We start from the raw sequence: 7,187 nt of genomic DNA, 5'->3' as shown, positions 1-7,187 counted from the left end.
GTGTGATGGTCGGCGTCGGGGTGGGCGTCGGGCTTGTGGTCGGTGTGATGGTCGGCGTCGGCGTCGGTGTCGGGCTGGTGGTCGGTGTGATGGTCGGCGTCGGGCTCGTGGTCGGTGTGATCGTGGGCGTCGGAGTGGGAGTCGGCGTGATGGTGGGTGTGATGGTCGGGGTCGTGTCGGGGGCGCAGGTGACCTCGACGTGGCCCATCGTGGCCGTGGTGATCGGCCCGTCGTAGATCACGTTGCCCTCGGCGTCGTACAGCCGGCCGCTGATCGAGATCGTCATGTCCGCCGAGGCCGAGACGCTGCCGTTCGTCGAGGTGTTGTCGGTCCTGACGACGGTGAGGTCGGCGTGGTCCACGCCCGGGTAGCCGAGCTGCGCCCCGGTGGCGGACACCTGGGTCGTCCCCGGGTTCACGGGCGTGCCGAGCACGGTGATCGTCCCCGGTGCGGCCTGCACCGACGCCTGCGCCGGGTCCGGCGGCCGGCACCGGGCGTGCGTCTCGATGTTCCCGGTGGTGAGGAGCGGCTGGGTGGCGTTGGGATTGAGCGTCAGCTGCATGACGACGAGCTGGGCGCTGGCCTCCCAGGCGGTGGGATCGTCCGTGCCGTGCGCGTCGATCTGCCGGTTGGCCAGTGTCACATAGTTCTGGACGCCGTCCGGGTCGCTCCAGTCGCCGCTGTCGGTGCCGGGATCGTTCTCCACGGAGGCCGTGCCCCAGGTTCCGGAGAAACTCGGCTGGCCGACTGCCGGGATGTCGGTCACGTTCAATTCGACGCCGTTCGCGTGCGCGAGATCACCGGCCGCCGCGGTGGCGTTCAGCATGAACAAGGAACCGATCAGGACCATGGACACGCAAGCGACGAGTAGTCTCCCGAGTGGGACGCGAGGCTTCTGTTCGTGGATCACCCCCACATTCCGCCGTCAAACCGATCAAGGTGGAGGCGGTGACACGCGACCCTTGCCGACCCTTTGCGCTGTGTGGTCACTTACGGTCGAAGGCACTGACGCGGATCTGGCAGAATGACATGTTGGAACACCGTGACCAGGTGGGTGCCCTCTCATCTCCTGCCGGTCACGCCTGTCCCTGGAACGTCGTCTCATCGTGCCCCACTCGATGAGGTGTCGTTCACCCGCGCTCGAATGCAGGAGAGACCACACCCGTGGCAGTCAAGATCAAGCTCAAGCGGCTCGGCATGATCCGCAACGCTCAGTACCGTATCGTCGTCGCCGACAGTCGCACCAAGCGTGACGGCCGGGCGATCGAAGAGATCGGCCTGTACCACCCGAAGGAGAACCCTTCGCGCATCGAGGTCAACGCCGAGCGTGCGGCCTACTGGCTGGGTGTCGGCGCGCAGCCGACCGAGCCGGTGCTCAAGCTGCTCAAGCTCACCGGTGACTGGCAGAAGTTCAAGGGCGAGCCCGCCCCGGCGCCGCTGCTGGTCGCCGAGCCCGCGCCCGACCGCCACGCCCTTTACGAGGCCGCGGCCAAGGAGGCGCTGTCCGGTGGCGACACCGGCACGGCCGCCACCACGCCGAAGAAGGCCAAGAAGAAGGAAGAGGCTGCTGAGGCCCCCGCCGAGACCCCGACCGAGGGCGAGGGCTGACGTGCTCGAGGAGGCTCTCGAGCACCTCGTTAAGGGCATCGTCGAACATCCAGACGATGTCCGGGTCCGCGCTCGCCGCATTCGCAGCGGGCGCGTCCTGGAGGTCCGGGTGCACCCCGAGGACCTGGGCAAGGTCATCGGTCGCGGTGGGCGCACCGCCAAGGCGCTGCGTACTGTCGTGAATGCCCTGGCCGACGGGAAGTACGTGCGGGTCGATCTGCTCGATCTGCACGAAGCAGTCCGTTAGCGTCAGGTTTCCGCGCCCTCATCGGTTCCTTCCGATGGGGGCGCTTGCGTTAGAAAAGGTAGGTTCACGTGCAGCTGGTCGTCGGCCGGATAGGCCGCCCGCACGGGGTACGCGGTGAAGTGACCGTGGAGGTGCGCACCGACGATCCCGGGCTGCGTTTCGCGCCCGGTTCGTCGATCGCGACCGATCCCGCCCAGCGGGGTCCGCTCGTCATCGAGGGCAGCCGCTCGCACAAGGGCGTGCTGCTGGTGAGCTTCGCCGGGGTCGGCGACCGCGACGCGGCCGAGGAACTGCGCGGCACCATGCTGGTCATCGACTCGGCCGAGGTGGAGCCGTCCGACGACCCCGACGAGTTCCACGATCACCAGCTCATCGGGCTGAACGTGGAGACCGTCGCGGGCGAGCCGGTCGGCGAGGTCACCGACGTGCTGCACCACGGCCAGGATCTGCTGGTCGTGCGGCGGCGCGGGCAGGACGACGCGTTGATCCCGTTCGTCAAGGCGCTGGTGCCCGAGGTCGATGTGGCGGGCGGCCGGCTGGTCGTGGACCCGCCAGAGGGCCTGCTCTGATGCGGCTCGACATCGTCTCGATCTTTCCCGAGTACTTCGCGCCGCTCGACGTCTCGTTGATCGGTAAGGCCAGAGACCGGGGAACTCTCGACGTACGGGTGCACCAACTGCGCGACTGGGCGCACGACGTGCACAAGACCGTGGACGACACGCCGTACGGCGGCGGGCCGGGCATGGTGATGAAGCCGGAGGTGTGGGGCGAGGCCGTCGACGCCATCCTCGCGTCCGGCGCTTCCGACGGCTCGGAGCCGGGGGCGCGGCCGCGGATGATCGTGCCGACGCCCAGCGGCCGGCCGTTCACCCAGGAGCTGGCCCAGGAGCTGTCCGCGGAGCCGTGGCTGCTGTTCGCGTGCGGCCGCTACGAGGGCATCGACTCGCGCGTCATGGCCCACTACGGCGAGCGGATGCGCGTCGACGAGGTCAGCATCGGCGACTACGTGCTGGCCGGCGGCGAGGTGGCGGTGCTGGTGATGGTCGAGGCCATCGGCCGGCTGCTGCCCGGCGTGCTCGGCAACGCCCACTCGGTCGTCGACGATTCGTTCGCGCCCGGGGCCATGCAGAACCTGGTCGAAGGCCCGGTCTACACCAAGCCGCCGGTGTGGCGGGATCTTGAGGTGCCGTCCGTGCTGCTGTCCGGGCATCACGGGAAGGTGGCCCGGTGGCGGCGCGACGAGGCGTTGCGGCGTACCGTGCGGAACCGTCCTGAACTGGCCGCGGCGATCGACCCCGCGACGCTCGACAAGCACGACAGAAAGCTCCTCGACGAGCTGTCGTTTCGCGTTGGGCCGGAAGATATGGCAAACTGAATCGCTGCCAACCGACACTTGGTTGGTCTGTCATGCCCGGGAAACGCTCCCGGGTTCATCAAATCAGCAGGCGCGTCCGCCGCGAGCTCCGGCCGGGTGGACCTCCGCGTGCTTCAGAGGACTTGAGGATTAGCTCTCATGCACACGAAGATCCAGGAGCTCGAGAAGGCGACCCTGCGCAGCGACGTGCCGGACTTCCGTCCCGGTGACACGCTCGAGGTTCACGTCCGAGTCGTCGAAGGCAACCGCTCCCGTATCCAGGTCTTCAAGGGCTTCGTGCTGCGTCGGCAGGGCAGCGGCGCCCGCGAGACGTTCACGGTGCGGAAGGTCAGCTACGGCGTGGGCGTCGAGCGCACCTTCCCCGTGCACAGCCCGGTGATCGAGAAGATCACCCTGGTCACCCGCGGTGACGTGCGTCGCGCCAAGCTCTACTACATGCGCGACCTGCGCGGCAAGGCCGCCCGTATCCGCGAGAAGCGCGAGACGGTCGCCAAGTAACCGAGAGTTTTTCCGAATGGCCCGCGCCGTGCGCGGGCCATTCGGCTTTACAGCGGCATTTCCTTTATGTGGAGCGACTCGTGCGTGGGTGTAACGTCGGTCCAGGCTTGTCGAGCCGCTCCATCATCTAGGCTCGTCAGCGATGACTAGCGAGAGCCAGGAGTACGGCGCGGCGCGCCGCCCTGTCGAGGACGAGGTGGACGTGGTCGCCGAAGAGACTCAGAAGCCGGCCAAGGGCGAGAAACAGGAGAAGAAGGGGTCGTTCTGGAAAGAGCTCCCGGTCCTGGTCGTCGTGGCGCTGGTACTGGCCTTGATCATCAAGACGTTCGTGGTGCAGGCGTTCTACATCCCATCGGAGTCGATGGAGAACACGCTTCTGAAGAACGACCGGGTCCTGGTCAACAAGCTCGTCTACCACACGCGTGACATCGAGCGCGGGGATGTGGTGGTGTTCTCCGGCGTCGACTCCTGGGACGGCGAGTTCCAGCTTGAGGAGCCGTCCAACCCGGTCGCGGCGTTCTTCCGCTGGGTCGGCACGGCGTTCGGCATCGTGCCCGGCGAGAAGGACTACATCAAGCGGGTCATCGGCGTCGGCGGTGACCACGTGAAGTGCTGCGACGCGCAGCAGCGCATCACGGTCAACGGGGTGCCGATCGACGAGAAGAGCTACCTCTATCCGGGCAACGCGCCCTCCAACACCCCCTTCGACATCACCGTGCCGCCCGCGCATCTGTGGGTGATGGGCGATCATCGCATGGTGTCGCTCGACTCCCGCTCGCACACCGGTGACCCGGGCGGCGGCTCGATTCCCGAGAGCCAGGTCATCGGACGCGCGTTCGTGATCGTCTGGCCCTTCGACCGGGCGGCCGTCCTGCCCATTCCCGACACGTTCGGACAGCCCGCGCTGCAGGCGCTGGCCGGCTCCATCCCGTTGCTGGCCGGGTTCGCGGGGGCCGTACCCTTGGTGCTGGTGCGTCGGCGCTGGCTGGTGAGGAGGAGGCGTTGATGGCCGTCACCAAGAAGGCGGAGGGCGTGGGGAAAGAGAAGAAGAAGGGCGGTTTCCGCGAGACCGTTCTGCTCCTGGTGCTCGGTGTGGGCATCGCGCTGCTGCTCCAGGCGTTCGTGGTGGGGTCGTTCTACATCCCGTCGATCTCCATGGAGAACACGCTGCTGGTCAACGACCGGGTGTTCGTCAACAAGCTGGCCGGCGCGCCGGGGCGGGGCGACATCGTGGTGTTCAAGGGCTGGCGGGGCGGCGAAGACACGATCAAGCGGGTCATCGGCGTCGGCGGCGACAAGGTGGTCTGCTGCGACTCCAAGAACCGCATCACGGTGAACGGCACCGCGCTCGACGAGGAGTCCTACCTGTTCCCCGGCGACTTCGCCTCGGGTGACAAGTTCAACGTCACCGTGCCGAAGGGCCAGCTCTGGTTGATGGGCGACCACCGTACGGCCTCGGCCGACGCGCGTTCGCACATGCAGGAGCCCGGCGGCGGCTTCATCTCCGAGGACGCGGTGATCGGCACGGCCGTAATGCGCTACTGGCCGCTGAACCGGGCGACCATTTTCACCAGGCCGGAAACCTTCGACAAGGTCAAGTAGGGGGCTTTCGGTCGCGGTTTGCGGCGAATGGGGCGTACGCTTCCTCTGTCATGACAGTTGCGTTCCGCCCTCGACCGAGTGTCGTTCGTCGCGATTCCGGCCTGTATGCCTACGAGCGGGCGCTGGCCCGGCGCGGTCTCACGCCCATCGCCGGCGTCGACGAGGCCGGCCGCGGCGCCTGCGCGGGGCCGCTGGTGGTCGCGTCCGTCGTCCTGCGCAGGCAGATCGACGGTCTCGGCGACTCCAAGCTGCTCTCGGCCGCGGTACGCGAGCGGCTCTACGCGCAGATCACCCGTACGGCCCAGGTGGGCGTCGTGGTGATCCCGCCGGGGGAGATCGATGCCAAGGGCCTGCACAAGTGCAACGTCTCGGGGATGAGGCGGGCGGTCGCGGCTCTGCCGTGCGACCCCGAGTACATCCTCACCGACGGCTTCCCGGTGCCGGGCCTGCCCGCGCCGTCGCTGGCGGTGTGGAAGGGGGATCAGGTGGCGGCTTGTGTGGCCGCCGCGTCCATCGTGGCCAAGGTGACGAGGGATCGCCTGATGGTCGCGTTGCACGAGAGTCACCCGCAGTACGGATTCGCCGACCACAAGGGGTATGTCACAGCACAACACCGGCTCGCGCTGGAAACACACGGCCCGTGCTCGCACCATCGTTTCTCGTTCGTCACGGTGGCCAGGGAGATGGGCGAAAATGAAATGGGGGCCGGGGTTGCCTGACCAGGCACACCGGGGGACCGGTACGACAGGAGGACCGCGATGAGCGCAGAAGATCTCGAAAAGTATGAAACCGAGATGGAGCTGCAGCTTTACCGCGAATACCGCGATGTCGTCGGTTTGTTCACATACGTCGTGGAGACGGAGCGCCGCTTCTACCTGACCAACTCGGTCGACCTGGACGTCCGGACCGCGGAGAACGGCGACGTGTTCTTCGACGTGAAGATGCAGGACGCGTGGGTGTGGGACATGTACCGGCCGGCGCGGTTCGTGAAGAACGTGCGGGTGGTCACGTTCAAGGACGTCAACATCGAAGAACTGGCAAAGGCTGATCTGGAGATGCCTAAGGAGGGGTTCTCCGGCTGACGTCGGGGGATGCTCGGCGACTCGCCTGGGTGGGTGGGTCGCTGGGCGGCCGGCTCGGGCCGGGTGGCTGGATGGGCAGGGGCGTTGCGGTGCATCCTCCTGTGGCGACACCCTAGGGATCGCTCATCTGCATAGGGGCCTTCATCGCCGATACGCCCAGGCGCACCGCTCTCGGCCTCCGTCTCAGGGCGTCGCGCACCATGAAGTCGCAGCGCGCGTGGTGGCAAGCTTGCGAGCTGGTGCCGCACCGAGTGGCCACTCTCTGGAGGGCGGATTGCTCGTTGTCGTCGTATGCTGCCCGGCTGTCCTTGCTGTCATCGCGATCAGGGACAGCGGATCGCCTCCGACCACGGTCACTTGGTTTCGCCCGCTGGTCGAAGCACCATCGCCAGTGGGTCGGCACACCTTCCGCCACGTCCGGATTGGCCCCCCTAAGGTAACGTGCCGCCCCTCCGCCATATCGGGCAGGTCTGCCACGCCGCACCTGTCACGCGTCACGGCCACGTCTATCGCGCACGCCAGCATGTCGCGGCACGCCAGTCACTTCACCGTGTAAGCCTCGCCCCTCGTCAGGCCCATCAGCCCGCACGTCGTCATGCTCGTCAGCCTGCACGCCGTCCCGCCCGCTACTTCGTCGCCTCGCCGGGCCCGTCACCCGTCGCGCCCGTCACCTCGCCACGCCCGCCGCTCCGTGATGCCCCCCGTGATGCCCACGCCCGTGATGCCCACCACCACGGCCTGGCGGCCGCCGCCCGCGATACCCGCAATCCTGGGA

The 7,187-nt window shown here is 67.5% G+C and carries 10 protein-coding genes; 9 read left to right on the top strand and 1 reads right to left on the bottom strand.

Annotated features, from left to right (window positions below; all coding sequences use genetic code 11):
• A partial coding sequence (locus HII36_RS51960) for a hypothetical protein (protein ID WP_173530805.1) occupies positions 1 to 856 on the bottom strand: 856 nt, incomplete at its 3' end.
• 308 nt (positions 857 to 1,164) lie between these two features.
• On the opposite strand from HII36_RS51960, the gene rpsP reads away from it, so the two are divergent.
• The 9 genes from rpsP to HII36_RS51915 all read left to right on the top strand — a co-directional run bounded on the left by rpsP (position 1,165) and on the right by HII36_RS51915 (position 6,412).
• Positions 1,165 to 1,608 carry a 30S ribosomal protein S16 gene (gene rpsP, locus HII36_RS51955; protein ID WP_173530812.1) on the top strand — a complete coding sequence of 148 codons (444 nt, stop codon included), beginning with the start codon at positions 1,165 to 1,167 and terminating at the stop codon, positions 1,606 to 1,608.
• A 1-nt stretch (position 1,609) separates the two neighbouring features.
• Entirely contained in the window at positions 1,610 to 1,855 is a 246-nt protein-coding gene (locus tag HII36_RS51950; RefSeq protein ID WP_043634919.1) for an RNA-binding protein, read from the top strand.
• Positions 1,856 to 1,923: 68 nt separating this feature from the next.
• Positions 1,924 to 2,424, top strand: coding sequence for a ribosome maturation factor RimM (rimM, locus tag HII36_RS51945; RefSeq protein WP_173530811.1), 501 nt, complete (start codon positions 1,924 to 1,926; stop codon positions 2,422 to 2,424).
• Positions 2,424 to 3,230: a tRNA (guanosine(37)-N1)-methyltransferase TrmD gene (gene trmD / locus HII36_RS51940; RefSeq protein ID WP_173530810.1), complete on the top strand. Its 807-nt coding sequence runs from the start codon at positions 2,424 to 2,426 to the stop codon at positions 3,228 to 3,230. Before rimM ends, trmD begins: the two co-directional genes overlap by 1 nt.
• Before the next feature lie 138 nt (positions 3,231 to 3,368).
• On the top strand, positions 3,369 to 3,728 hold the full coding sequence (rplS, locus tag HII36_RS51935) for a 50S ribosomal protein L19 (protein ID WP_173530809.1): 360 nt from the start codon (positions 3,369 to 3,371) through the stop codon (positions 3,726 to 3,728).
• A 142-nt stretch (positions 3,729 to 3,870) separates the two neighbouring features.
• Positions 3,871 to 4,734, top strand: a complete 864-nt coding sequence (gene lepB / locus HII36_RS51930) for a signal peptidase I (RefSeq protein WP_173530808.1) — start codon at positions 3,871 to 3,873, stop codon at positions 4,732 to 4,734.
• Positions 4,734 to 5,330 (top strand): signal peptidase I, encoded by a 597-nt coding sequence (gene lepB, locus HII36_RS51925; protein WP_173530807.1) that lies wholly within the window; start codon positions 4,734 to 4,736, stop codon positions 5,328 to 5,330. The genes lepB (HII36_RS51930) and lepB (HII36_RS51925) overlap by 1 nt, the downstream gene beginning before the upstream one ends.
• A 50-nt stretch (positions 5,331 to 5,380) precedes the next feature.
• Entirely contained in the window at positions 5,381 to 6,049 is a 669-nt protein-coding gene (locus HII36_RS51920) for a ribonuclease HII (protein ID WP_173530806.1), read from the top strand.
• 39 nt (positions 6,050 to 6,088) lie between these two features.
• The gene (locus HII36_RS51915) at positions 6,089 to 6,412 is read left to right on the top strand and encodes a DUF2469 domain-containing protein (protein ID WP_055507262.1); all 324 of its coding nucleotides are present in this window, start codon (positions 6,089 to 6,091) and stop codon (positions 6,410 to 6,412) included.
• Positions 6,413 to 7,187 lie beyond the last annotated feature (775 nt).

This window comes from Nonomuraea antri, from assembly GCF_013283785.1.
GTDB classification, from domain to species: Bacteria; Actinomycetota; Actinomycetes; order Streptosporangiales; family Streptosporangiaceae; genus Nonomuraea; species Nonomuraea antri.
This window is presented reverse-complemented; position numbering and strand designations above follow the sequence as displayed.